Origin of the sequence: Bradyrhizobium sp. Arg237L, assembly GCF_029990105.1 — a bacterium.
In the GTDB taxonomy this organism is placed as follows: domain Bacteria; phylum Pseudomonadota; class Alphaproteobacteria; order Rhizobiales; family Xanthobacteraceae; genus Bradyrhizobium.
On sequence record NZ_JAQMIL010000024.1, the window covers coordinates 74,395 to 97,618 of the forward strand.

The 23,224-nt window shown below is 63.6% G+C and carries 19 protein-coding genes and 2 pseudogenes; 18 read left to right on the plus strand and 3 right to left on the minus strand.

From position 1 onward, the window contains the following. Positions 1–302 precede the first annotated feature (302 nt). From dnaE to lpxB, 17 genes and pseudogenes are all read left to right on the plus strand, one after another. Positions 303–3,749 carry a DNA polymerase III subunit alpha gene (gene dnaE, locus OZ411_RS16950; RefSeq protein WP_282528872.1) on the plus strand — a complete coding sequence of 1,149 codons (3,447 nt, stop codon included), beginning with the start codon at positions 303–305 and terminating at the stop codon, positions 3,747–3,749. Between the two features lie 64 nt (positions 3,750–3,813). Then, complete coding sequence (locus OZ411_RS16955; protein WP_282528873.1) at positions 3,814–4,080, plus strand: CopG family ribbon-helix-helix protein; 267 nt, start codon at positions 3,814–3,816, stop codon at positions 4,078–4,080. Positions 4,081–4,096: 16 nt separating this feature from the next. Then, a pseudogene (locus OZ411_RS16960) lies at positions 4,097–4,363 on the plus strand (type II toxin-antitoxin system RelE/ParE family toxin); the annotation flags it as partial. A 173-nt stretch (positions 4,364–4,536) separates the two neighbouring features. Continuing rightward, positions 4,537–5,535, plus strand: coding sequence for a 30S ribosomal protein S2 (locus OZ411_RS16965; protein ID WP_130577963.1), 999 nt, complete (start codon positions 4,537–4,539; stop codon positions 5,533–5,535). 126 nt (positions 5,536–5,661) lie between these two features. Continuing rightward, positions 5,662–6,585 (plus strand): translation elongation factor Ts, encoded by a 924-nt coding sequence (gene tsf / locus OZ411_RS16970; protein ID WP_282528874.1) that lies wholly within the window; start codon positions 5,662–5,664, stop codon positions 6,583–6,585. Positions 6,586–6,651: 66 nt separating this feature from the next. Beyond that, on the plus strand, positions 6,652–7,368 hold the full coding sequence (gene pyrH / locus OZ411_RS16975; protein ID WP_282528875.1) for a UMP kinase: 717 nt from the start codon (positions 6,652–6,654) through the stop codon (positions 7,366–7,368). Between the two features lie 211 nt (positions 7,369–7,579). Beyond that, positions 7,580–8,143 carry a ribosome recycling factor gene (frr, locus tag OZ411_RS16980; RefSeq protein WP_130229726.1) on the plus strand — a complete coding sequence of 188 codons (564 nt, stop codon included), beginning with the start codon at positions 7,580–7,582 and terminating at the stop codon, positions 8,141–8,143. 14 nt (positions 8,144–8,157) lie between these two features. Then, positions 8,158–8,916, plus strand: a complete 759-nt coding sequence (locus OZ411_RS16985; RefSeq protein ID WP_130577960.1) for an isoprenyl transferase — start codon at positions 8,158–8,160, stop codon at positions 8,914–8,916. Then, positions 8,913–9,761 carry a phosphatidate cytidylyltransferase gene (locus OZ411_RS16990; protein WP_282528876.1) on the plus strand — a complete coding sequence of 283 codons (849 nt, stop codon included), beginning with the start codon at positions 8,913–8,915 and terminating at the stop codon, positions 9,759–9,761. The genes OZ411_RS16985 and OZ411_RS16990 overlap by 4 nt, the downstream gene beginning before the upstream one ends. Before the next feature lie 4 nt (positions 9,762–9,765). Then, positions 9,766–10,989 carry a 1-deoxy-D-xylulose-5-phosphate reductoisomerase gene (gene dxr / locus OZ411_RS16995; RefSeq protein WP_282528877.1) on the plus strand — a complete coding sequence of 408 codons (1,224 nt, stop codon included), beginning with the start codon at positions 9,766–9,768 and terminating at the stop codon, positions 10,987–10,989. Between the two features lie 42 nt (positions 10,990–11,031). Continuing rightward, positions 11,032–12,183, plus strand: coding sequence for an RIP metalloprotease RseP (gene rseP, locus OZ411_RS17000; RefSeq protein WP_282528878.1), 1,152 nt, complete (start codon positions 11,032–11,034; stop codon positions 12,181–12,183). A 175-nt stretch (positions 12,184–12,358) separates the two neighbouring features. Continuing rightward, a complete protein-coding gene (gene bamA, locus OZ411_RS17005) occupies positions 12,359–14,938 on the plus strand; it encodes an outer membrane protein assembly factor BamA (RefSeq protein ID WP_282528879.1) in 2,580 nt (859 codons plus the stop codon). Positions 14,939–14,970: 32 nt separating this feature from the next. Next, the gene (gene lpxD / locus OZ411_RS17010) at positions 14,971–16,038 is read left to right on the plus strand and encodes a UDP-3-O-(3-hydroxymyristoyl)glucosamine N-acyltransferase (RefSeq protein ID WP_282528880.1); all 1,068 of its coding nucleotides are present in this window, start codon (positions 14,971–14,973) and stop codon (positions 16,036–16,038) included. Next, on the plus strand, positions 16,038–16,496 hold the full coding sequence (fabZ, locus tag OZ411_RS17015; RefSeq protein ID WP_282528881.1) for a 3-hydroxyacyl-ACP dehydratase FabZ: 459 nt from the start codon (positions 16,038–16,040) through the stop codon (positions 16,494–16,496). Before lpxD ends, fabZ begins: the two co-directional genes overlap by 1 nt. 156 nt (positions 16,497–16,652) lie before the next feature. Continuing rightward, positions 16,653–17,450, plus strand: a complete 798-nt coding sequence (lpxA, locus tag OZ411_RS17020; protein WP_282528882.1) for an acyl-ACP--UDP-N-acetylglucosamine O-acyltransferase — start codon at positions 16,653–16,655, stop codon at positions 17,448–17,450. Positions 17,451–17,469: 19 nt separating this feature from the next. After that, positions 17,470–18,327 (plus strand): UDP-2,3-diacylglucosamine diphosphatase LpxI, encoded by an 858-nt coding sequence (gene lpxI, locus OZ411_RS17025; RefSeq protein ID WP_282528883.1) that lies wholly within the window; start codon positions 17,470–17,472, stop codon positions 18,325–18,327. Continuing rightward, positions 18,327–19,514: a lipid-A-disaccharide synthase gene (gene lpxB / locus OZ411_RS17030; RefSeq protein ID WP_282528884.1), complete on the plus strand. Its 1,188-nt coding sequence runs from the start codon at positions 18,327–18,329 to the stop codon at positions 19,512–19,514. Before lpxI ends, lpxB begins: the two co-directional genes overlap by 1 nt. A gap of 162 nt (positions 19,515–19,676) precedes the next feature. On the opposite strand, the gene OZ411_RS17035 is transcribed toward lpxB, so the two are convergent. Continuing rightward, complete coding sequence (locus OZ411_RS17035) at positions 19,677–20,048, minus strand: hypothetical protein (protein WP_245475797.1); 372 nt, start codon at positions 20,046–20,048, stop codon at positions 19,677–19,679. 13 nt (positions 20,049–20,061) lie between these two features. Continuing rightward, positions 20,062–20,217: pseudogene (locus OZ411_RS17040) on the minus strand (transposase domain-containing protein); the annotation flags it as partial. Between the two features lie 254 nt (positions 20,218–20,471). Between OZ411_RS17040 and OZ411_RS17045 the strand changes: the two are divergent. Beyond that, positions 20,472–21,806, plus strand: coding sequence for a carbohydrate porin (locus OZ411_RS17045; RefSeq protein WP_282528885.1), 1,335 nt, complete (start codon positions 20,472–20,474; stop codon positions 21,804–21,806). Positions 21,807–21,900: 94 nt separating this feature from the next. Here OZ411_RS17045 and gltA read toward each other — a convergent pair whose 3' ends face one another. Continuing rightward, entirely contained in the window at positions 21,901–23,205 is a 1,305-nt protein-coding gene (gene gltA, locus OZ411_RS17050; RefSeq protein ID WP_130577947.1) for a citrate synthase, read from the minus strand. Positions 23,206–23,224 lie beyond the last annotated feature (19 nt).

Here is a 23,224-nt window from a genome sequence, read left to right on the forward strand (position 1 = left end):
GAAGATTTTCGTCGAAGAGGCGGCGGCGCTGGCATCGATCACGCTGTTCATTGGGATGATCGCGGTCTGGGCCCAGTTGATTCCGCAGTTCTGAGCGGGGAGGAGGGGGCGCGCCGATTTCGTCGGCCGCCATCGGTTGCCATCCGTTGGGGAAAAGCGGGACGCCGCATCACGATGGCGCGTTCGGCGTGGACTCCGGGGATCGGACGCATCACCATTGAATGGCGAGTCGGGATCGGCGGCCTTGTGCCCGAGCCCGGCGGTTGCGTTCCTCCACCAAACCAAGGCCCTTCGAAGCACCCATGCCCAGTGCCGGATTCGTCCATCTTCACGTTCATTCGGCCTATTCTCTGCTGAAGGGTTCGATCAAGATCGCCAAGCTCGGCGAGCTTGCCAAGGCGGACCGCCAGCCGGCGCTGGCGCTGACCGACACCGACAACATGTTCGGTGCGCTGGAATTCTCCGACAAGATGGCCGGCTATGGCATCCAGCCTATCGTCGGCTGTGAGCTCGCGATCGATTTCGGCGACGTCGATCCGAATTCGCGCAGTGTGCTGGCCGGCGCTCCGGCCCGAATCGTGCTGCTCGCCGCGCGCGAACGCGGCTATCGCAGCCTGATGCGGCTGAACTCGCGGGCGTTCCTGGAGACGCCCGTCCACCAGTTGCCGCATATCAAGTTCGACTGGCTGACGGACGATGCCGAGGACCTGATCGCGCTGACCGGCGGTCCGGACGGACCGATCACGCTTGCGTTCGCGGCCGATCACGCCAGCCTTGCCGCCACGCGTTGCGACCGCCTGGCAAGCCTGTTCGGAGACCGCCTCTATATCGAGCTGCAGCGCCACAGCATCGACAAGGAGCGCCGCACCGAGGCCGGCCTGATCGATCTTGCCTATACGAAGGGCCTGCCGCTGGTTGCGACCAACGAGCCCTATTTCGCGAGCACCGACGACTACGAGGCCCACGATGCGCTGCTGTGCATTGCCGGCGGGCGGCTGATCGCAGAGACCGATCGCGAGCAGCTCACGCCCGACCACCGCTTCAAGACGCGCGCCGAGATGGCGGTGCTGTTTGCGGATATTCCGGAAGCCCTGGCGTCGACTGTTGAGATCGCCGAGCGCTGCTCGTTCCGGCCGAAGACGCGCAAGCCGATCTTGCCGCGCTTCACTGTAGGCGCGGGATCGGGGTCCGATGCGGCAAGCGAGGAGGCTGCGGAGCTGATGCGCCAGGCCGAGGAGGGGCTCGCGAGGCGTCTGCGGATCCACGGCTTGTCGCCGGGCATCACGGAAGAGGACTATCAGAAGCGTCTCGCTTTCGAGATCGATGTCATCAACCGCATGAACTATGCGGGCTACTTCCTGATCGTCTCCGACTTCATCAAATGGGCCAAGGCGCACGACATTCCGGTCGGGCCGGGCCGTGGTTCCGGCGCAGGTTCGCTGGTTGCCTGGGCGCTGACTATCACCGATCTCGATCCGATCCGGTTCGGCCTGCTGTTCGAGCGCTTCCTCAATCCGGAGCGCGTGTCGATGCCGGACTTCGACATCGACTTCTGCCAGGATCGCCGCGGCGAGGTGATCTCCTATGTGCAGGAGCGCTACGGCCGCGACCAGGTGGCGCAGATCATCACCTTCGGTACGCTGCAGGCGCGCGGCGTGCTGCGCGACGTCGGCCGCGTGCTGCAGATGCCCTATGGCCAGGTCGACAAGCTGACCAAGCTGGTGCCGCAGAATCCCGCCGCGCCCGTGACGCTGGCGCAGGCGATCGAGGGCGAACCAAAGCTGCAGGCTTTCCGCGACGAGGATCCGGTGGTCGCGCGCGCCTTCGACATCGCGCAGCGCCTGGAAGGCCTGACCCGACACGCGTCGACCCACGCCGCCGGCATCGTGATCGGTGACCGCCCCTTGAGCGAGCTCGTGCCGCTCTACCGCGATCCCAAATCCGACATGCCGGTGACCCAGTTCAATATGAAATGGGTTGAGCCGGCGGGGCTGGTGAAGTTCGACTTCCTCGGCCTGAAGACGCTGACGGTGCTTGATGTCGCCGTGAGGCTGCTCAAGCAGCGCGATGTGCACGTCGATCTGGCGACGCTGCCAATCGACGATGCCGACAGCTACCAGATGCTGGCGCGGGGCGATGTGGTCGGCGTGTTCCAGGTTGAAAGCCAGGGCATGCGGCGCGCCCTGATCGACATGCGGCCGGACCGTTTCGAGGACATCATCGCGCTGGTGGCGCTCTATCGCCCCGGCCCAATGGCCAACATCCCGACCTATTGCGCGCGCAAGCACGGCGATGAAGAGCCGGAATATCTGCATCCGATCCTGGAGCCGATCCTGAAAGAGACGTTCGGCGTCATCATCTACCAGGAGCAGGTGATGCAGATCGCGCAGCAAATGGCGGGCTACACGCTCGGCCAAGCCGACCTGCTGCGCCGCGCCATGGGCAAGAAGATCCGCGCCGAGATGGAGAAGCAGCGCGAGATCTTCGTCGCCGGCGCAGTCAAGAATGGCGTGCCGAAAGGCCAGGCGGAGACGATCTTCGAATTGCTCGCCAAGTTCGCCGACTACGGCTTCAACAAGAGCCACGCCGCGGCCTATGCGCTGGTCTCCTATCAGACCGCCTACATGAAGGCGCATTATCCGGTGGAGTTCCTGGCAGCGTCGATGACGCTCGAACTCAACAACACGGACAAGCTCTCCGAATTCCGTTCCGAGGCGCAGCGGCTCGGCATCAAGGTCGAGCCGCCCGACGTCAATCGCTCCGGCGCAACCTTCGACGTCGGCGGCAACACCATCTACTACGCATTGGCCGCGCTGAAAGGCGTCGGTCTGCAGGCGGTCGAGCAGATCGTGGAGGAGCGGAAAAAGGGCTTCTTCACGTCGCTGGCCGATTTCGCGGCGCGCGTGAGCCCGCGCGCGATCAACAAGCGCATCATTGAAAGTCTCGCCGCCGCCGGCGCCTTCGATTCGCTCGACCCGAACCGGACCCGCGTCTTCGCCGGCGCCGATGCGATCCTCGCCGCCTGCCAGCGGAGCCATGAGGCCGCGACATCGGGCCAGAACGATATGTTCGGCGGGCTCTCGGACGCGCCGAGCATCGTGCTGCCGCAGGTCGAGCAGTGGCTGCCGGCTGATCGGCTGCGACGCGAGTACGACGCCATCGGCTTCTTCCTCTCGGGTCACCCGCTCGACGACTACGCCACGGCCTTGAAGCGATTGCGCGTGCAGTCCTGGGCCGAGTTCTCGCGCGCGGTCAAAACCGGTGCGACCGCCGGCAAGGTCGCGGCAACGGTGGTGTCGCGCATGGAACGGCGCACCAAGACCGGCAACAAGATGGGCATCATGGGCCTGTCGGATCCCACCGGCCATTTCGAAGCGGTGCTGTTTTCCGAAGGATTGGCGCAATACCGCGACGTGCTGGAGCCGGGCGCCGCCGTGCTCCTGCAGCTCGGCGCCGAACTGCAGGGCGAGGACGTCCGCGCCCGCGTGCTGCATGCCGAGCCGCTCGATGCCGCAGCCGCCAAGACGCAAAAGGGCCTGCGCATCTTCCTGCGCGACACCAAGCCGCTGGACTCGATCGCCAAGCGCCTGCAGCCGGGGAACGGCACCGGCGGCGATGTCGCGCTGGTGCTGCGGCTCGATCTGGAGACCGAAGTCGAATTCAAGCTCGAAGGCCGCTTCCAGGTGTCCCCGCAGATCGCGGGCGCCATCAAGGCGGTCAGCGGCGTCGAGATGGTCGAGACGCTATGAGCGCCGGATCGCGGATCGGGCGGTCTGTGTCTATTTGTACACGAGCTGGTACATCGGGTGAGATATGGCCTCTACCACCTTCACAGTGCCCGTAGATTTCGCGGCAAAGAAGCGGCTGGAAAAGCTGGCCAAGAGCACCGGGCGCAGCCGTTCCTTTCTCGCCGCCGAGGCGATCAACGAGTATCTCGACGTCAACGAATGGCAGATTGCGGGCGTCAAGCGAGCGATCGCGTCACTCGATCGCGGCGAGGGAATTTCGCACGACGAGGTCAAAGACTGGGTGACATCGTGGGGTAGCGGCAAAGAAAAGCCGTTTCCCAAGCGGACATGAGCGCGTCTGGTCCCCTGAAGCTGTCGAGGACCTGATCGCGATACGAGCCTATATTGAGCAGAGCAGCCCCGCGGCGGCGAAGCGTATTGTGCTCTACATCATGCACGATGTGGAGATGCTGCTATCCGATAATCCCGAAATGGAAAGGCCGGGCCGGGTTCCAGGAACGCGAGAACTGGTGATTCCGATGACGCCGTATATTGTGCCCTATCGTGTGGCGGGCCAGACCGTGCAGGTTTTGCGGGTATTTCACGGCGCCTGGCGGTGGCCCGAGACCCTTTAAAGGGGGGACGCCCCCAAATCCGCCCATATTTCCTTGCTTCTGGCGGAAATAGCGCTATACAGCGCGCCATCTCACACGGAAACATGGCTCTAGAAGGCCGTCCGGTGGCAGCCGGGCCGAGAAGGCTCGCTTGCTCACACGTTTCCGGAGGAACCAACCGGAGAATCAAAACGATGTCGGTACCCGATTTCACCATGCGTCAGCTTTTGGAAGCTGGCGTGCATTTTGGCCACCAGGCCCACCGCTGGAACCCGAAAATGGCGGAGTACATTTTCGGCGCCCGCAACAACATCCATATCATCGATCTCGCCCAGACCGTGCCGATGCTGCACCGTGCGTTGCAGGCGGTCAGCGATACCGTCGCCAAGGGCGGCCGCATCCTGTTCGTCGGTACCAAGCGTCAGGCGCAGGACGGGGTCGCGGATGCGGCCAAGCGCTCGGCGCAGTATTTCGTCAATTCGCGCTGGCTCGGCGGTACGCTGACCAACTGGAAGACGATCTCGGCCTCGATCAAGCGGCTGCGTCATCTGGACGAGGTGCTCTCGTCCGGCGAAGCCAATTCCTACACCAAGAAGGAACGGCTGACGCTGCAGCGCGAGCGCGACAAGCTTGACCGTTCGCTCGGCGGCATCAAGGACATGGGCGGCCTGCCCGACATGATCTTCGTGATCGACACCAACAAGGAAGACATCGCGATCCAGGAAGCGCAGCGGCTCAACATCCCCGTCGCCGCGATCGTCGACACCAATTCGGACCCCAAGGGCATCACCTTTGTGGTGCCGGGCAACGACGACGCGGGCCGGGCGATTTCGCTCTATTGCGACCTGGTCGCGCGGGCCGCGATCGACGGCATCTCGCGCGCGCAGGGTGATGCCGGTATCGATATCGGCGCCTCCCTCCAGCCGCAGCAGGAAGAACTCCCGGCGCCGTCGGCGACGACCGGCTTCCAGGGGCTGCCGGGACCGCGCGGCACTGCCGACAACCTCAAGAAGCTCACCGGTGTGTCGGGCACGATCGAGAAGAAGCTCAACGATCTCGGCATCTTCCACTATTGGCAGCTCGCCGAGCTCGATCACGACACCGCCCACAAGATCGGCGAACAGGTCGGTCTGCCGAGCCGTGCCGACGCCTGGGTCGCCCAGGCCAAGGCGCTCACCGCGGAAGCGGAATAACCTGAACGGCGGCGCGGCCGGACCTTTCCGGCCAGCGCTTCAATTCCCAGATCAAGGCATTCCCTGTCGCTCGCGGCGGCGCCCTAAAGGCGCCGCCGCGCTTCACAGGCAAGAAGGAATTCAATGATGGCAACGATCACAGCAGCGATGGTCAAGGACCTGCGCGAGTCGACCGGCGCGGGAATGATGGATTGCAAGGCGGCGCTGACCGAGGCCGCCGGCGACATGCAGGCCGCACAGGACTGGCTGCGCAAGAAGGGCCTGTCGAAGGCCGCCAAGAAGGCCGGTCGCGTCGCCGCCGAGGGCCTGATCGGCGCCCTGACCAAGGACACCAAGGGCGTCGTCGTCGAGGTCAATTCCGAGACCGACTTCGTCGCGCGCAACGATCAATTCCAGGGTCTGGTCAAGATGATCGCCCAGGTCGCGCTCGAGGTCGGCGCCGACGTCGAGAAGATCAAGGCGGCCAAGGTCGGCGCCGTCACGGTCGAAGCTGCGATCAACGATGCGATTGCGACCATCGGCGAGAACATGACGCTGCGCCGCGCGGCTTCGCTAGAGGTCGGCAAGGGCGTGGTGTCGAGCTACGTCCACAACGCCGTCATCGAGGGCGCTGGCAAGATGGGCGTGATCGTGGCGCTGGAATCGGCCGGCAAGACCGATGAGCTTGCCGTGCTCGGCCGCCAGCTCGCCATGCATGTCGCCGCGGCCAACCCGCAGGCGATCGATCCCGCCGGGCTCGATCCTGACGTCGTCCGGCGCGAGAAGGACGTGCTCGCCGACAAGTACCGTCAGCAGGGCAAGCCGGAGAACGTGATCGAGAAGATTGTCGAGTCCGGCCTGAAGACCTTCTACAAGGAAGTCTGCCTGCTGGAGCAGGCTTTCATCCACGATAGCGGAAAGTCCGTGGCGCAGGCGGTTAAGGAAGCTGAGGGCAAGGTCGGCGCGCCGGTGAAGATTGCCGGTTTTGTGCGCTATGCTCTTGGTGAGGGAATCGAGAAGCAGGAATCCGATTTCGCAGCCGAAGTCGCGGCGGCCAGCGGCAAGAAGTAACCGCGTGGGTCGAACGGTTCCGGCGCCATCGCGCCGGAACCTGCTTGCGCGGGATGAGGGAGCATCATGGCTGAGCCGGTCTATCGTCGCGTGGTGATCAAGCTTTCAGGCGAATACCTCGCCGGCAGCCAATCCTTCGGCATCGACCAGCCCACCATCGACCGCATCGCCGACGACCTGATCGTGGCGCGCCATCTCGGCACTGAGATTGCCGTCGTGGTCGGCGGCGGCAATATGGTACGCGGCGTGCAGGTGTCCTCCCATGGCGTATCCCGCACCACCGGCGATACCATGGGGATGCTGGCGACCGTAATGAACTGCCTCGCGCTGGAATCGGCGATCGAGCGCAAGGGCACGCCGGCGCGCACCCTGTCAGCCTTCGTGATGCCGGAAATCTCCGAGTTGTTCACCCGCAGTGCGGCGCACAAATACCTCGCCGAGGGCAAGATCATCCTGCTCGGCGGTGGAACCGGCAATCCGTTCTTCACCACCGATACCACCGCGGTTCTGCGCGCGGCCGAGATCGGCGCGGACGCGGTCTTGAAGGCCACCAATGTCGACGGCGTCTACAGCGCCGATCCCAAGAAGGACCCGTCGGCCAAACGCTTTGATCGCCTGACGCATTCGCAGGCGATTGAGGGCGGTTACAAGGTGATGGACGCGACCGCATTCGCACTTGCCCGCGAGACGTCGCTGCCTATCATTGTGTTTTCGATCGCCGAGCCTGGCTCGATCGGCGCCATCCTGCGCGGCACGGGCCACGGTACGGTCGTCGCCGGCTGACGCTTGGGCGTTGCGGCATGGCGGTTGGTTTCTCGAGCATGATCCGGAAAAGTGGAAACCGGTTTTCCGAAAAGATCATGCTCAAACAAAGAATAGGGCATGATCCGGAAAAGCGGGAACCGGTTTTTCGACGAGATCATGCCCAAGCGAAGAGATGAGATCACGATCCGATCCCACCTGATCGGACCATCCAGAGGAAGGGGAGAGCGTCATGCCCACGCCTGGTTTTGACATCAACGAAGTGAAGCGCCGTATGCAAGGTGCGACCCAGTCCCTCAAGCACGAATTGGGCGGTCTGCGTACCGGCCGTGCCGCGGCGTCGATGCTGGAGCCGGTCCAGGTCGAGGCCTATGGCTCGCACATGCCGCTCAACCAGCTCGCCACCGTCAGCGTGCCCGAGCCGCGGCTGCTCTCGGTGCAGGTCTGGGACAAGACGATGGTCAAGGCGGTGGAGAAGGCGATCGTCGATTCCAATCTCGGCCTCAGCCCCGCGACCGAAGGGCAAGTGCTGCGGCTGCGCATTCCCGAACTCAATGCCGAGCGTCGCAAGGAACTCGTCAAGGTCGCGCATAAATATGCGGAAGCGGCCAAGGTGGCGGTCCGTCATGTCCGCCGCGATGGGCTCGATGTCGTCAAGAAGCTCGAGAAGAATCACGAGATCTCCGAAGACGATCAGGAGCGACTCGCCGCCGAGGTGCAGAAGGCGACCGACGGCGTGATCGCCGAGATCGATCAGTTGCTGGCGGCCAAGGAAAAGGAAATCCTGACCGTTTGATTTGGACAGCGCCGATGTCGAACGCCCCCGCACCTGCAACTGCCGGACCGGATCGAACCGGCAGTCCGTTGCATGTGGCGATCATCATGGACGGCAACGGGCGCTGGGCGGCGGCACGCGGCCTGCCGCGCGCGGAGGGACATCGGCGTGGCGTGGAGGCGCTGCGCCGGGTGGTGCGCGCCTCCCACGAACTCGGCATACTCTATCTCACCATCTTCTCGTTCTCGTCAGAGAACTGGTCGCGTCCGGCGACCGAGATCGGGGATCTCTTCGGCCTCTTGCGCCGCTTTATCCGCAATGATCTGGCGACGTTGCACCGGGACGGGGTGAGGGTGCGCGTCATCGGCGAGCGTGAGGGACTCGAGCCGGATATCTGCGCGCTGCTCAACGAAGCCGAAGAGTTGACCAGGGCAAACACCAAGCTCAATCTCGTCGTCGCCTTCAACTATGGCTCGCGCCAGGAGATCGCCGGCGCTGCGCGGCGGCTGGCGCAGGAGGTGGCGGAAGGAAAGCGCGATCCCGCATCGATCGATGCCGACGCGCTCGGGCAATATCTCAACGCGCCCGACATTCCCGATCCCGATCTGATCATCCGCACCAGCGGCGAACAGCGGCTGTCGAATTTCCTGATGTGGCAGGCGGCCTATAGCGAGCTCGTGTTTGTGCCGATCCATTGGCCGGACTTCGACAAGGCGGCGCTGGAAAGTGCGATCGCCGAATACGCCAGACGCGAGCGCCGCTTCGGCGGTCTGGCTGCGAAAACCGCATCGTGACCCAAGATAAAGCCGCACGCGCGGCAACGAGCGAGCCGTCCTCGCGCAATCTCTTGATGCGCGTCATCGCGGCGCTGGTCTTGGCGCCGGTTGCGATTGCGATCGCCTATGCCGGCGGTGTTCTCTGGACGCTTCTGGTCACGCTCGCCGCGATTGGCCTCTATGTCGAATGGCTGATGGTCATCGGCGTCGGACACACGCTGCGCGTGACCGTGGCCGGTGCACTTGCGCTGGCGGCAGCGGGGCTCTGTCTCGGGGCAGGGCGGCTTGACGCCTCGCTATCGGTGCTGGCGGTCGGGCTGATCGTGGTCGCCGTGATTTCATCCGAGCAACGCCGGTGGACGATAGCCGGATTTTGCTACGCCGCCGTCGCGGAAGTCGCCTCGGTCGTGCTGCGACAGGATCCGGAAGAAGGCTTTGTGGCGCTGATGTTCGTGTTGTTGGTCGTCTGGGCGACCGACATCGGCGGCTATTTCGCCGGACGCAGCATTGGTGGCCCAAAACTCTGGCCACGGGTCAGCCCGAAGAAGACCTGGGCGGGCGCGGTCGGCAGCTTCGTTGGTAGTCTCGTCGTCGCGGCGGGCTTTGCGGTGTTCGGCCTCGGCGCGGTTGTGCCGGTGCTGGTCTTGGGCGCGGTGCTGTCGGTAGTCTCCCAGTTCGGCGATCTCTTCGAGTCTGCGGTGAAGCGGCGGTTCGGCGTGAAGGATTCCAGCCATCTCATTCCCGGCCATGGCGGGCTGATGGACCGGCTGGACGGCTTCGTCGCCGCGGTTGCCGTTGCCGCAATTTTCGGCTTCTTGCGGGGCGGCGCGGATGGCGTCGGCCGCGGTCTTATGGTTTGGTGAGGAAATGAGCGCTGTCCCATTGCGAAACAACAAGGCCGCGGCATCCGCGGTCCGCACCGTGACCGTGCTGGGCGCCACCGGCTCGATCGGCGACAGCACCATGGACTTGCTGCGCGGTGCGCGCGACCGCTTCCGCGTCGAGGCGCTGACCGCCAATGGCAATGCGCAGGCCCTGGCCAAGCTCGCCCGGGAATTCAACGTGCGCTTTGCGGCCGTGGCCGATCCGAGCAAGCTGTCCGAATTGAAGGATGCGCTGGCGGGCACCCGGATCGAATGCGGCGCCGGCGAAAGCGCGATCATCGAGGCCGCCGCACGGCCGGCGGATTGGGTGATGGCGGCGGTCAGTGGCGCAGCGGGCCTGAAGCCGGCGCTCGCGGCGATCGATCGCGGCGCGACGGTCGCGCTCGCCAACAAGGAGTGTCTGGTCTGCGCCGGCGACTTTTTCATGCAGCGCGCGCTGAAGGCTGGCGCCTGCATCCTGCCGGCCGATTCCGAGCATAACGCGCTGTTTCAGGCGCTGAGCTCCGGCAATCGCGAGGAACTGGTGCGGGTGATCATCACCGCTTCCGGTGGGCCGTTCCGCACCTGGGCGCCCGCTGACATCGAGCAGGCTACTCTGGAGCAGGCGTTGAAGCATCCGAACTGGAGCATGGGTCAGAAGATCACGATCGACTCAGCCTCGATGATGAACAAGGGGCTCGAGGTGATCGAGGCCTCCTATCTGTTCGCGCTGACGCCGGATCAGATCGACGTGCTCGTGCATCCGCAGTCGATCATCCATGGCATGGTGGAATTCTCGGACCGTTCGGTGGTCGCGCAGCTCGGCACGCCCGACATGCGCATTCCGATCGCGCATTGCCTCGGCTGGCCTGATCGCATCGTCGGGCCGTCGGCCAAGCTCGACTTGGCCAAGGTCGGCCAGTTGACCTTCGAGGCGCCGGATTTCGAGCGGTTCCCGGGGCTCCGGCTGGCTTACGAATCGTTAAGGACCGGTCGGGGCGCGACCACGGTATATAATGCTGCCAATGAGGTGGCGGTTGCCGCCTTCATCGCCGGCAAGATCAAGTTCGGCGCGATCGCGCGGCTGGTGGAGGCGACCCTGAACGATTGGATCAGGTCCGGCAATCTGGCGCCTCTGACATCGGCAGATGATGCGATTTCCGTTGACCATAACGCGAGAAATAGGGCTGCCTCCCTATTGCCTCAAATTGCCTTAAAGGCATCATAGAGGGTTGGAACCAGGCTTGTAGCCCTGGTCGAGGGGAACTGAATGACCGAGTTTTTCGTACATGGTTTCAATACGTTGAGCCACGGGCTCGTCGGTTATGTGGTTCCCTTCCTGTTTGTCCTGACCATCGTCGTTTTTTTTCACGAGCTCGGCCATTTCCTGGTCGCTCGCTGGGTCGGTGTCAGGGTGCTGACCTTCTCGCTCGGCTTCGGCCCGGAGCTGTTCGGCTTCAACGACCGGCATGGCACGCGCTGGAAGGTCTCCGCGATTCCGCTCGGCGGCTATGTCAAATTCTTCGGCGACGATAGTGAAGCCTCTACGCCGTCGACCGAGACCCTCTCGGCGATGACCGCGGAGGAGCGCAAGGGCAGCTTCCATCACAAAAAGGTCGCGCCGCGCGCGGCCATCGTCGCCGCCGGCCCGATCGCCAATTTCATCCTGGCGATCGTGATCTTCACCTGCCTGTTCACCTTCTTCGGCAAGCCGAGCACCACGGCGCAGGTCGACAAGGTCGAGCCGGGAAGTGCCGCCGCGGTCGCCGGTTTCCAAGTCGGCGACGTCATCACCGCGATCGACGGTACCACGATCGGCAGCTTCTCGGACATGCAGCGCGTCGTCAGCATCCACGGCGGCGATCAGCTCACTTTCACCATCAAGCGCAGCGGTTCCACGATCCAGTTGCAGGCGACGCCCGAGCTTCGCGACATCAAGGATCCCTTCGGGAACGCCCACCGGCAGGGCATTCTGGGAATCACCCGCGCCACCGCGCCGGGCGAGGCCGTGACCGAGCGGGTCGATCCCGCCACCGCGCTCTGGCTCGGGGTGAAGGAGACCTGGTTCGTGGTCGACCGGACACTGTCCTATATCGGCGGTGTCTTCACCGGGCGCGAGGCGGCAAACCAGGTCGGCGGGCCGCTCGGGATCGCGCGAATCTCGGGCCAGGTCGCCAGCATCGGCCTTGCCGCGCTGATTCACTTGGCCGCCGTGCTCTCGATCTCGATCGGGCTCCTCAATCTGTTCCCAGTACCGCTGCTCGATGGCGGTCACCTTTTGTTCTATGCGGTCGAGGCGATCCGCGGCCGGCCGCTATCTGAACGCGCACAGGAAATGGGGTTCCGAATCGGCCTCGCTCTGGTGCTAATGCTGATGGTGTTCGCGACCTACAACGACATTCTCCATCTCGCGGCATCGTGAAACGGCTTTTTTGTGGCGTTGCCTAACGGCAACGTCTTGGAATGAAAATGGAATTGTACAGCCGTCAGTCGGTTGCCGACGTAACAAAATTGGCTACAAGCTGTGCAGCAAGGTTGGGAATCTGCCGGTCCGTTGGGGAACGGGCCGGCCGTGGAATGATAAGGGCGCGGTGCGCATGATTGTTGGAATGCGAGTGCGGGGGGGCTTGCTTGCCGCCCTGATCATGTTCGCTGTGCCGGTGGCCGCCTCGCTGGCGGCTATGCTTGTGTCTGAGCCTGCCGTCGCGCAGACGGTGGATGCGATCACGGTGGAGGGGAACCGCCGTGTCGAGGTCGAGACCATCCGCTCCTATTTCAAGCCGGGTCCGGGCGGGCGCCTGAGCCAGGCTGACATCGACGATGGCCTGAAGGCGCTGATCGAGACCGGCCTGTTCCAGGACGTCCGAATCACCCCCGCCGGCGGCCGGATCGTCGTCACCGTGGTCGAAAACCCCGTGATCGGCCGCATCGCCTTCGAGGGCAACAAGAAGGTCAAGGACGACCAGCTTTCGGCTGAAATCCAGTCCAAGCCGCGCGGTACCTTCTCGCGTCCGATGGTGCAGTCCGATGCCCAGCGTATCGTCGAAATCTACCGCCGTTCGGGCCGCTATGACGTGCGCGTCAACCCGGAGATCATCGAGCAGCCGAACAACCGCGTCGACCTGATCTTCACCATCACCGAAGGCCAGAAGACCGGTGTCCGGTCGATCGAGTTCATCGGCAACAATTACTATTCCTCTTATCGTCTGCGCGACGTCATCAAGACCCGCGAATCAAACCTGCTGAGCTTCCTCGGCGGCGCAGACACCTACGATCCCGATCGGGTCGAGGCCGACCGCGACCTGATTCGCCGCTTCTACCTCAAGCACGGCTTCGCCGACGTGCAGGTGGTGGCCGCGCTGACCGAATACGATCCCGAAAAGAAGGGCTTCCTCGTCACCTTCAAGATCGAGGAGGGACAGCAGTATCGGGTGGCGTCCGTCAGCTACCAGTCTTCGATCGCGACGCTGGATCCGAACTCGCTGAGCTCGTTCTCGCGTGTTTCCGTCGGCTCGCTCTACAACGCCGAGGCGCTGGAGAAATCGGTCGAGGAAATGCAGATCGAAGCCTCGCGGCGCGGCTACGCCTTCGCCATCGTGCGGCCGCGCGGTGATCGCAATTTCGAGAATCACACGGTCTCGATCGTGTTCGCCGTGGACGAGGGCCCGCGAACCTATATCGAGCGTATCAATATTCGCGGCAATACCCGCACCCGCGACTACGTGATCCGCCGCGAATTCGATATCTCCGAGGGTGACGCCTACAACCGCGCCCTGGTCGACCGCGCCGAGCGGCGGCTGAAGAACCTCGACTTCTTCAAGAGCGTGAAGATCACCACCGAGCCGGGCTCCTCCAGCGACCGCGTGATTCTGGTGGTCGATCTCGAGGAAAAGTCGACCGGCGACTTCTCGGTCTCCGGCGGCTATTCGACCACGGACGGTGCGCTCGCCGAAGTCAGTATCTCGGAACGCAACTTCCTGGGACGAGGCCTGTTTGCGAAGGCGTCCGTGACCTATGGACAATATGCGCGCGGCTACTCGCTGTCGTTCGTCGAGCCGTACCTGCTCGACTATCGCGTGGCGCTCGGCCTCGACATGTACCAGCGCCAGCAACTCGCAAACAGCTATATTTCGTACGGTACCGAAACGCTCGGCTTCAGCCCGCGGCTAGGCTTCAGCCTGCGTGAAGACCTCGCGTTGCAGCTCCGCTACTCGATCTATCAGCAGAAGATCAGCCTGCCGTTCCAGTTGGCGAATTGTAACAACAATCCCAACAACGGCCTGCTTGCCTTCAACCCGTCGCCGGCCTTCGCGCAACTGAACGGAATTCCTGCAGGAGGCACTGCGACGGCCGGGGGCCAAAGCGCCACTGACAGCTCCGGACTCGGCCTTTGGTGCTACAGCGACGGCGAAGCCTCGCTGCCGGTCCGCAAGGAGTTGCAGGGCGGCAAGACGCTCACGTCGGCGCTCGGCTACTCGCTCAACTACAACACGCTCGACAACAACAAGAACCCGACCGACGGCCTGCTGGTCGACTTCAAGCAGGACTTCGCCGGCGTCGGCGGCGACGTCAGCTACATCAAGAGCGCGATCGACATCAAATACTACACCCCGCTGGTCGCCGATATCGTCGGCCTGATCCATGCCCAGGGCGGTATTCTCAACCAGGTCGGCAACGATCAGATCCGGATGCTCGACCATTTCCAGATGGGTCCGAACCTGGTCCGCGGTTTTGCTCCGAACGGCATTGGTCCGCGCGACATCAACCCGTTCGGTACGATGGACGCGCTCGGCGGCACCAAGTACTGGGGCGTGTCGGCGGAACTGCAGATGCCGTTCTGGTTCCTGCCGAAGGAAGTTGGGCTCAAGGGTTCGATCTATGCCGACGCCGGTGGTCTATATGACTACAAGGGACCGACGTCGTGGGCGCAGACGGGCGAAGTCAACGTGCCGGGCTGCATTCCGCCAACCGTCGGCAACGGGGTGGTCCCGTCCAATCCCGGAACCTGCCTCGGACTGCAGTATGATAATGGTAACGTCGTCCGCACCTCGGTCGGTGTCGGCCTGATCTGGGCCTCGCCGTTCGGTCCGCTGCGCTTCGACTATGCTGTCCCGCTTACCAAGGGTCAGTTCGATCGCGTGCAGCAATTCAAGTTTGGCGGCGGAACATCGTTCTAACCGCGATCGTCGGCCGCACTGCGACGGATGGAATGGCGCAGCCGATCTTCTTCAAGAGTCCCCCTTCGTCGACGCTGGCTGACATCGCCGCGTTGACGAGGGCCCATTTGGTCGACCCCTCCAGGGGCGGTCACGTGATCAGAGGGCTTGCCTCGCTCGACGAGGCCGGCCCGATGCATCTGGCGTTTTTCGACAATCTCAAATATGTCGACCAGCTCACCTCGACCAAGGCTGGCGCCTGTCTGGTCAGCCCGCGCTTCGAGGCCGACGTGCCTGCCCATGTGGCGGTGTTGCGGGCCGCAAAGCCGTTCCACGCCTTCGTGCATCTGGCCCGGCAATGGCACAGCGACGCGCTCAGGCCCGGCTCGTGGTTCGGCGTCGAGGGCATCGCGCCGTCGGCGATCATCGACCCCACGGCGCATCTGGAGGACGGCGTGATCGTCGACCCGCTGGCAGTGATCGGGGCCAGGGTCGAGATCGGTTCCGGTACCGTCGTCGGCGCAGGCGCGGTGATTGCGGCCGACGTCAAGATCGGGCGCGACTGCAATGTGGGCGCCAAGACGACGATTCAGAACGCCCTGATCGGCAACAACGTGCTGATCCATCCCGGCTGTAATATCGGCCAGGACGGCTACGGCTTCATCTTCTTCGGGCCCGACGGCCACCTCAAGGTGCCGCAGACCGGGCGGGTCCTGATCCAGAACAATGTCGAGATCGGCGCCGCTTCCACCATCGACCGCGGCAGTTTGCGCGACACCGTGATCGGCGAGGGCACCAAAATCGACAACCAGGTCCAGATCGGCCACAATGTGACCATCGGCAGGCACTGCCTGCTCGCGGCCCAGATCGGCCTCGCGGGCAGCCTGACCATCGGCGACAATGTCGCGCTGGGCGCCAAGGTGGGCATCAACAACCATCTGAAGATCGGCGATGGCGCCCAGGTCACGGCGATGAGCGCCGTGAAGGACGACATTCCAGCCAACGGCCGCTGGGGCGGTCACTTTGCCAAACCGACCAAACAGTGGTTTAGGGAGATCCTTGCGGTGGAGCGCCTGGTGCGTGACGGTGCGCCGGTTTCGAAAGGCGAGGAAAGGGAGTGATGGAGGAGTCACCGGTCAGGTTCGAGCTTGTGGACATCAACGACATCCTCAAGACGCTGCCGCACCGCTATCCGATGCTGTTGATCGACCGGGTCATCAACATCCGCGCCGACTATAGCGGCATCGGCGTCAAGAACGTCACGTTCAACGAGCCATCATTCCTCGGGCATTTTCCCGAACGCCCCGTCTATCCTGGCGTGATGATGATCGAGGCCATGGCGCAGACCGCCGGCGTGATAGGCATCAAGTCGGTGGAGGGCACCGAGAAGCCGCGCGCGGTCTACTTCCTCACCATCGACAAGTGCAAATTCCGTAAGCCCGTGATGCCCGGCGACACCATCGAGTACCACATGCGCTCGATCGGCCGCCGCAAGACCATGTGGTGGTTTCACGGCGACGCCAAGGTCAACGGTCAGATCGTCGCCGAAGCCGATGTCGGCGCGATGCTGACGGATTGATCGGCTCGGTGCGCCTTCAATCTTCGTCCCGCGTACCGCGCGCTGCAATATGCAGTCATGATACGTCACTGGACATGCCGGGCAATGTCGCGCTAACCACCCGAAAATTCGATTGTTTAGCGCGCTTGCGCATCAACCAGTAGCGGGCCTGTCGTAATGAGCATGATCGATCCCACCGCGCGGATTGCGGATGGCGCCGTGATCGGCGAGGGCACCTCGATCGGTCCCTATTGCATCATCGGCCCCAATGTCGCGATCGGCGCGAACTGCAAGCTCGTTGCGCATGTGACCGTCTCCGGCCATACGTCGATCGGCGCGGAGTGCGTGATCTCGCCGTTTGCGGTGCTGGGCGGGCCGCCGCAGGATCTGAGCTACCGCGGAGAGCCTACGCGGCTTGAGATCGGCACGGGCTGCACCATCCGCGAAGGCGTGACGATGAACATCGGCACGGTGAAAGGCGGCGGGCTGACGCGCGTCGGCGACCGCGGCTATTTCATGAACAACAGCCATGTCGGTCATGACTGCATGGTCGGCAACGACGTGATCTTCGCCACATCAGCCACGCTTGGCGGTCACTGCGAGATCGGGGATTTCGTCTATATCGGTGGGCTCTCGGCCGTGCACCAGTTCACCCGGATCGGGCGGCAGGTGATGGTCGGCGGCGTCTGCGGCGTGCGCGACGACATCATCCCGTTCGGCCTCGCCAACGGCCAATATGCCGTGCTCGAAGGTCTCAACATCATCGGCATGAAGCGCCGCAAGTTCACGAGGGAGCGGCTGGTGACCGTCCGCGCCTTCTACCAGAAGCTGTTCCATGGCGAAGGTGTCTTCGCCGAGCGATTGGCCGCGGTGCAGCCGCTGGCGGCCGAGGATCCGGCGATCGCCGAAATCCTCGCCTTCATCGGCAAGGGCAAGCGGCCGCTCTGTCTTCCGGCTGTCGACGGCAAGCACTGATGCGAGGGGCGCCCGAGCCATGACGTCAGCGGCTCCAGCGATTTCCTCTCCGGTTGGCGTCATCGCAGGTGGCGGCGCCATGCCGTTTGCGGTCGCGGAGTCGCTTGCCAAACGCGGCATGGCGCCGGTGCTGTTCGCGCTGCGCGGCGCATGCGATCCGGTCCGTGTCGAGGGCTTCCGCCACCGCTGGATTTCGGTCGGCCAGCTCGGGCGGGCGACAAGGCTGTTTCGCGAGGAGGGTTGCCGCGACCTGATTTTCATCGGCACCTTGATGCGGCCAGCGCTGTCCGAAATCCGGCTGGATCTGAAGACGCTCCGTGTTCTCGCAAACGTCATCCGCGCGTTTCGAGGCGGTGACGATCATCTGCTATCCGGCGTCGGCCGCATTCTCGAGCAGGATGGATTTCGCATGGTCGGGATCAAGGATGTCGCCCCGGACCTCTTGATGCCCGAAGGCTGCATCACGCGCACGACACCGGCCGGCAACGCCAGCGCCGACATTGCGCGGGGGCGCGAGGTGCTTGCCGCGCTCGGCCCGTTCGACATCGGCCAGGCCGCGGTCGTGATCGACGGGCATGTGGTCGCGGTTGAGGACATCGAGGGAACTGACGGGCTTCTGGCGCGCGTGGCGCGGCTGCGTGCCGACGGCCGCATCCGTGCCCAGAGCGGCCGCGGCGTGCTGGTGAAGGCACCCAAGAGCGGCCAGGACCTGCGCTACGATCTGCCGACGGTCGGGCCGCGCACGGTCGAGGGCGCCGCGAAAGCCGGACTTGCCGGTATTGCCGTCATTGCCGGCAACACGCTTGCCGCCGAACCGCAGGCCATAATCGAGGCTGCGGACGCAAGACGGCTGTTCGTCGTCGGTGTGCCAAGCTGATGCACGGCCGCGCCCCAGACATCACGCGCAAGATCTTCCTGATCGCGACGGAGGAATCCGGCGATCGCCTCGGGGCTGCGCTGATGAAGGTGCTGCGCCAGCGGCTCGGCGATGCCGTGCAATTTGCCGGCGTCGGCGGCCGCATGATGGCGGGCGAGGGCCTCACGTCGCTGTTTCCGATCGAAGAACTCTCGATCGTCGGCCTTGCCGCGGTGGTGCAGCAGTTGCCGAAGATCCTGCGATTGATCCGGCACGCCACGGATGCCGCGATCGATGCGGCACCGGACGTGCTCGTCATCATCGACAGCCCCGATTTCACCCATCGCGTCGCTCGCCGCGTTCGCGCGCGCAATCCCGGCATTCCGATCGTCGACTATGTGTCGCCATCGGTCTGGGCCTGGCGGCCGGGCAGGGCGCGCGCGATGCTCGGCTATGTCGATCACGTGCTGGCGCTGTTGCCGTTCGAGCCGGAAGAATACCGCAAGCTCCGCGGGCCGCCCTGCAGCTATGTCGGCCATCCCCTGACCGAGCAGTTTGCCTCGCTGCGGCCGAATGCCGAGGAAGCGAAGCGGCGCGATGTGCAGCCGCCGGTTTTGCTGGTGCTGCCCGGGAGCCGGCGCAGCGAGATCAGGCATCACCTCGCGCTGTTCGGCGAAACGCTGGCGCAATTGCGCGCAAGCGGCGTCGCGTTCGAGCCGGTGCTGCCGACCATGCCGCATCTGGAAGCTGTGATCCGCGAGGGCGTGCAGGGCTGGCAGGTCAAGCCGCAAATCGTGGTCGGCGAGAGCGAGAAACGCGCAGCGTTCAGGATCGCACATGCCGCGTTCGCCAAATCCGGCACCGTGACGCTGGAGCTTGCGCTGTCAGGCGTTCCCATGGTGACGGCCTATCGCGTCGGCGCCATTGAGGCCTTCATCCTGCGCCGTGCGATCCGCGTGCCATCGGTGATCCTGGCCAATCTCGTGATCGGCAGGGAAGTCATCCCGGAGTTCCTGCAGGAGAACGCGACGCCCGAGAAACTGTCGCAGGCGCTCGGCGAGTTGCTCGCGGATTCCGCGCTGCGCCGCAGCCAGATCGAGGCCTTCGCCACGATGGACGCGATCATGTCGACCGGCAACCAGCCGCCGAGCGTTCGCGCCGCCGACATCGTGCTGGCGACGATGCGGAACGGCCGGCGGACGAGCTAGCTAGCCGTCGTTCACGGCCCTCTTTCAGCACGCCGGCGCGCATCGGGCCCGGATTCATTCATCCATTGAGCCCCCGACTGGCCGATCGGATCTCTATCGGCCCTTCGAGCGTATCCGTTCGGCGAGGACCGCGAGGTACGTGAGCGTGCAGAGTTCCGGCGTTCAAGGTGGATGGAGCAATCCGTCGGATCTTAGCGTGTCAATCGCTTCGACGAGGGTGAGGCCGCGATGGAGGCAGAACCATTCTCCGGTGTGACGGTGCCACTGGATGTCGAAGCGATTGCGGCTGATCCAGTCGAGGCGGGCGAACGGCGCGTCGAACTCTTCGCCGGGATTCTCCGGGAAGCCGGAGCGGTAGCGTTGAATGAAGCGATATTTGGTGCCGTGCCACTTTCCCAGGATATCGACGGGATAGTTGAATTGCGTCGGCCGGATAGTGGACAGGAAGCGACGCTTCAGGAAGTCGTCGATCAGTTGCTGGCAGGCAGCCGTCACCGCCGATTTATCTGCCGCGGACAGACCGCTCGCTCTCATGTGTCCTCCTGGCTCACGCCGCTTCGACATGGCTCGGCGTTAGCTTTCGCCAGTTCCAGGGCAGCAGCTCAGCCTGCCTCCAGATAGCATGATCGTTGATGCGCACCAGCCAGTCGGCGAGCCAAGCCTGTGGATCGAGATCGTTGAGCTTGGCGCTGGCAATATGGGTGCACCTCGAGCCGCGCTTCGCCTCCAAGGAGGCCACTTGCAGCTTGTTGCTGTTGCGACTTAGTTGCAGGAGGCTTGTCTAGCGGAACCGCCTGTGTCAATCTTGCGAGTAATTCGCAACTGGGGTGGGCGGCTGTGCGGGTGAGGCGGCAGATCGACGATTTCGGAGAGGTCTACAGTAGATTTGCGAATGCATCGCAATTGCATCTTGGAGCGTTCCGTCGCCGACCCCAGACCTCAATGGTGGTGGGCTTGGTGGCTGCGTTTCTTGTTTCCGCTCCCGCCCTCGCTGACGACGCCGCCTCGCTGAACGGCATTCCCCCGTCGTCCATCGCGACCAGCCTTTGGGCCGACGGCGATCCCACTGGCTTCCGAAGATGGCTCGCGGAACGCGGGATCACTTTTGGGCTGATCTATACCGGCGAAGCGTTGCGCAACCTGTCAGGAGGCGTTCGGCGCGGAGGGCTCTATGAGGGCAAGCTCGAGGGTTTCGTCGCGGCCGACCTGGAGAAGCTCGCGGGTTGGCCGGGGCTGGGTTTCTTCGCTAATGCCTTCCAGATCCATCATACGGCGGGGCTGCGCGACCAGCATTTCGAGAGCCTGATCACGATCAGCAACATCGAAGCCGTGCCGTCGACACGGCTGTCCGAATTATGGTTGGAGCAGAAGCTGTTCGATGACCGCTTCAGCATCCGCTTCGGCCAGCTTGCGGCGGACACCGAGTTCTTCGTCAGCGACTACAGCAAGACGCTCATCAGCAGCGATTGGCCGACAATCGCCGGTGGCAATTTGCCAAGTGGCGGTCCCGCTTATCCTCTCGCGACGCCGGGCATCCGGCTGAAGTTCGATCCCAGCCCAAGCTGGACAGCCCTGGTCGGATTGTTCAACGGCGACCCGGGCGGGCAAGCGACCATCAATCGCACCGGCACCAATTTCCGCGTCAACGATCCGCCCTTGCTGATGGGAGAACTGCAGTACCGCTACAATCAGGACAAGGATTCGCGCGGGCTGGCCGGCACGTTGCGATTCGGCGGATGGCACCATTTCGGGATGTTCGCAGACATGAGGTTCGACGATGCCGGCCTTTCGCAGGCAAGCCCGTTCGCCAGCGGGAACGCGCGTCTGTTTCGCGGGTCGAGCGGCATTTACGGCATCATCGATCAGCAGATCTATCGACCCGAGGGCGGCGACGCCACAAGCGGCATCGCCGTATTCGGCCGGATCTCGGGCACTCCATCGGATCGCAACCTGATCGACTTCTTCCTCGACGCCGGAATCGTGTTCTCAGGACTGCTGCCCGGCAGGCCTGAGGACAAGTTCGGAGCTTCATTCATCTGCGCGCACATATCCGATCGGGCGCGCGCGCTCGATCGTGACATGATCGACCTGACCGGAATCCATCAGCCGCTCAGGGATTTCGAGCTCACGATCGAGCTCTCCTACCAAGCCCAGATCAAGCCAGGCTGGACGCTTCAGCCGGTCTTTGAATACGTCGTCCATCCCGGTGGACACGTTCCGGACCCGATCTTGCCGAGTTCGCCGGTGAAGAGCGGGGCGCTGATCGGCGTACGCAGCACGATCGCGTATTAGCTAGCCGTCGTCGGCGGAGATCGCAGCCCGCGGCAAACGAAAACGGCGCCACCAGAAATGATGGCGCCGTCTCGAACTTCGCGAATCTTGAAGCTTACTTCCGCTTGTCGATCGGGACGTATTCGCGGCTGGCGACGCCAGTGTAGAGCTGGCGCGGGCGGCCGATCTTCTGTTGCGGATCCTCGATCATCTCGCTCCACTGGCTGATCCAGCCGACCGTGCGGGCGACCGCGAACAGCACGGTGAACATCGAGACCGGGAAGCCCATCGCCTTCAGCGTGATGCCCGAATAGAAGTCGACGTTCGGATAGAGCTTGCGTTCGATGAAGTACTGGTCGCTGAGCGCGATCTTCTCCAGCTCCATCGCCACCTTCAGCATCGGATCGTCGCCGTGGCCGATCTCCTTCAGCACGGCATGACACATCTTCTGCATGATCTTGGCGCGCGGATCGTAGTTCTTGTAGACGCGGTGGCCAAAGCCCATCAGGCGGACTTCGCTGTTCTTGTCCTTCACCTTGGCGATGAAGTCAGGAATGTTCTCCACCTTGCCGATGCTGTAGAGCATGTTCAGCGCGGCTTCGTTGGCGCCGCCATGCGCTGGGCCCCACAGGCAGGCGATGCCGGCCGCGATGCAGGCGAACGGGTTGGCGCCGGAGGAGCCGGCGATGCGCACCGTGGAGGTCGACGCATTCTGTTCGTGGTCGGCATGCAGGATGAAGATCTTCTCCAGCGCGTCCGCCAGCACCGGGTTGATCTTGTATTCCTCGCAAGGCACGCCGAAGCACATATTGAGGAAGTTCTCGGCGAACTTCAGCGAGTTCTTCGGATACATGAAGGGCTGGCCGATGGTGTATTTGTAGGCCATCGCCGCCAGCGTCGGGATCTTCGCGATCATGCGCATGGAAGCGATCATGCGCTGCTGCGGATCATTGATGTCGGTGGAGTCGTGGTAGAACGCGGCGAGTGCGCCGACGGCTGCAACCATGATCGCCATCGGATGGGCGTCGCGGCGGAAACCCTGGAAGAAGCGCGCCATCTGTTCGTGCACCATCGTATGATGGGTGACGCGATAGTCGAAATCCTTCTTCTGCGCGGGCGTCGGAAGCTCCCCGTAGAGCAGGAGATAGCAGGTCTCCAGGAAGTCGCCGTGTTCGGCGAGCTGCTCGATCGGATAGCCGCGGTATTCGAGGATACCGGCGTCGCCGTCGATATAGGTGATCTTGGACTGGCAGCTTCCCGTCGAGGTGAAGCCCGGGTCGTAGGTGAACACGCCGGCCTGGCTGTACAGCTTGCCGATGTCGATGACATCAGGGCCGACGGTGCCGCTCAGGATCGGGAAATCGTAGGTCTTGTTGCCGATCGTGAGGGTAGCTGTTTTGCTGCTGGATTGTGCGTCCATCGTGTTGTCCCCGATGAAT

Excerpts from the sequence above, each read along its gene's own strand:
- dnaE (WP_282528872.1), top strand. The coding sequence starts at position 303 with ATGCCCAGTGCCGGATTCGTCCATCTTCACGTTCATTCGGCCTATTCT.
- OZ411_RS16955 (WP_282528873.1), top strand. The coding sequence starts at position 3,814 with ATGGCCTCTACCACCTTCACAGTGCCCGTAGATTTCGCGGCAAAGAAG.
- OZ411_RS16965 (WP_130577963.1), top strand. The coding sequence starts at position 4,537 with ATGTCGGTACCCGATTTCACCATGCGTCAGCTTTTGGAAGCTGGCGTG.
- tsf (WP_282528874.1), top strand. The coding sequence starts at position 5,662 with ATGGCAACGATCACAGCAGCGATGGTCAAGGACCTGCGCGAGTCGACC.
- pyrH (WP_282528875.1), top strand. The coding sequence starts at position 6,652 with ATGGCTGAGCCGGTCTATCGTCGCGTGGTGATCAAGCTTTCAGGCGAA.
- frr (WP_130229726.1), top strand. The coding sequence starts at position 7,580 with ATGCCCACGCCTGGTTTTGACATCAACGAAGTGAAGCGCCGTATGCAA.
- OZ411_RS16985 (WP_130577960.1), top strand. The coding sequence starts at position 8,158 with ATGTCGAACGCCCCCGCACCTGCAACTGCCGGACCGGATCGAACCGGC.
- dxr (WP_282528877.1), top strand. The coding sequence starts at position 9,766 with ATGAGCGCTGTCCCATTGCGAAACAACAAGGCCGCGGCATCCGCGGTC.
- rseP (WP_282528878.1), top strand. The coding sequence starts at position 11,032 with ATGACCGAGTTTTTCGTACATGGTTTCAATACGTTGAGCCACGGGCTC.
- bamA (WP_282528879.1), top strand. The coding sequence starts at position 12,359 with ATGATTGTTGGAATGCGAGTGCGGGGGGGCTTGCTTGCCGCCCTGATC.
- lpxD (WP_282528880.1), top strand. The coding sequence starts at position 14,971 with ATGGCGCAGCCGATCTTCTTCAAGAGTCCCCCTTCGTCGACGCTGGCT.
- fabZ (WP_282528881.1), top strand. The coding sequence starts at position 16,038 with ATGGAGGAGTCACCGGTCAGGTTCGAGCTTGTGGACATCAACGACATC.
- lpxA (WP_282528882.1), top strand. The coding sequence starts at position 16,653 with ATGAGCATGATCGATCCCACCGCGCGGATTGCGGATGGCGCCGTGATC.
- lpxI (WP_282528883.1), top strand. The coding sequence starts at position 17,470 with ATGACGTCAGCGGCTCCAGCGATTTCCTCTCCGGTTGGCGTCATCGCA.
- lpxB (WP_282528884.1), top strand. The coding sequence starts at position 18,327 with ATGCACGGCCGCGCCCCAGACATCACGCGCAAGATCTTCCTGATCGCG.
- OZ411_RS17035 (WP_245475797.1), bottom strand. The coding sequence starts at position 20,048 with ATGAGAGCGAGCGGTCTGTCCGCGGCAGATAAATCGGCGGTGACGGCT.
- gltA (WP_130577947.1), bottom strand. The coding sequence starts at position 23,205 with ATGGACGCACAATCCAGCAGCAAAACAGCTACCCTCACGATCGGCAAC.